At 59.5% G+C, this 1,722-nt stretch carries 1 protein-coding gene; it reads right to left on the bottom strand.

Annotation, left to right across the window (positions count from 1 at the left end):
• Positions 1-116: 116 nt before the first annotated feature.
• Positions 117-1,637, bottom strand: a complete 1,521-nt coding sequence (locus tag NKJ08_RS38615) for an integrase catalytic domain-containing protein (protein ID WP_352786383.1) — start codon at positions 1,635-1,637, stop codon at positions 117-119.
• Positions 1,638-1,722 lie beyond the last annotated feature (85 nt).

Here is a 1,722-nt window from a genome sequence, read left to right as displayed (position 1 = left end):
CGTATTGCCTCGCCCACGAGTGTTCCCAAAGAACAATGCCGTTGCCTCACTCGGATGTTCTCGATTGCCTCACTGGTTGTTCCCGAGATTTAGCCTCTGCCGATCCGGGGATGATCTCACCGCATGACCTCTACAATTTCCGTCCGCGCGGCATCGGCGAATGGCCCGAACACCAACGCATTGGCTTGCGTACTGCGCCAGATTTTCATTCGACGCTGCACGGTCCGAATGAGGCCGTCGGGATACACGCCGGGATATTTGACCTGTAAGCGCTCAAGCAACTCTCGTGACGTTCGCCAAGGCTCTGCCTCGAACCATTCCTCAAGCTCGGCAGTGACGGCAAGGAGAGGATCGGGTCTGCGCCGCTCTCGCTTGACCGCCGGCTTGGGGCGGGCGGTCGGGTTCACTTCCCCACCACGCCACGCAATCCGCAACCCGGACAGAAAGTCTTCGAGCGGCAATGCCTCGCCGTCGGCGGCAGCCGAACCGTCCGGCTTGTCGGCGATGTCGACCAACCTCTCTTGTGCCAGGCGTATGTCGCGCAGCAGCCGAACCGGATCGAGCGTCAGGTACATCGCCTTGAGGCGAAGGCGCGTATCCTCCGGCGTGCGTGCATCGTCAAGCAGCCGCTGATAGGGCGTGGCGGGACGATGATACCGCTTGACCACCCTGGCTCCGTCACGATGCTTTTCTTTCAACTTAAATGATGGCTGAAAGAAATTGATGAACAACCGCATCGAGGAATAAAGCTTGGCTAGCTCCCGTGTGGCTTGCAGTCCCTCGAAGCGTCGATATCCAACGATCTTACGCACGACCGCGCCATTCTTCTGCTCGACAAATGCCTGGTCATTCTTCCGGTAGGGGCGGCAACGGGTGAGTTCGATATTATCACGCAAGCAATACTCCTGAACGCTCTCGTTCATGAAGACGCTGTCGTTGTCGGTGTCGAAGCCCAGCAGCGGGAACGGCAGCAACTTGCGCAGTTCGGCCAACGCAGTGATCAGGACCGTTTGCTCGCGAACCAGCAGCGGCGCGCATTCCGTCCAGCCCGTGGCGATATCGGTCAACACCAGGGTTTGCGAGAAGGCGCCCTTCGCGTATGGGCCGGAATGAGAAACAAGATCCGCCTCGACAAAGCCGGGTGCGGGGTCATCCCAATCCGAGAAAGTCCGAACTGGAACACTACGCCGGATCGTCGTTGATCCTTTCCGCCGCCGCGGCCCGCTGGCACTCGCCTTAATGTCCTTGAGAACGCGATCAATCGTCGCTGGGCTCATCGTCAACAATTGCCGGCGGGTCTCGCTATCCATAGCGCCGTGTCCGTGGCGTTCCATCGCTTCGATCAGGCTTGGCAAGAGCGGGTGTAGTCGCTTCCCGCAGATTCGATCCGATGCCTCCCAAACGACGACGAGAGCGGCGCGCACCTCATCACCGTAAACCCGCCGCCCCGGCCGAGGACCATTCTTCGCCGGCGCGCAGTCTCCTCGCAGCAGTCGCATCGCATGCTTGCGATGAAAGCCAGTGAGGGCCACGAATTCGTCCAACATCCTCGCCTTTTCGGCCCGCCCGCCTAAAACATAGCGTCCACTGATCGCCGCCACCAATTCCGCTCGTGTCGCCATGCTCACCTTCCTCATCACAGCTCCCGAAGTTGTTGATTCGGGAGCAAATTAGATGAGGCAACAAACCAATTTTAGGGAGCAGTTCAGGCGAGGCAATGCG

The sequence above is a fragment of the Mesorhizobium sp. M0244 genome (assembly GCF_040321795.1).
Taxonomy (GTDB): Bacteria; Pseudomonadota; Alphaproteobacteria; order Rhizobiales; family Rhizobiaceae; genus Mesorhizobium.
This window is presented reverse-complemented; position numbering and strand designations above follow the sequence as displayed.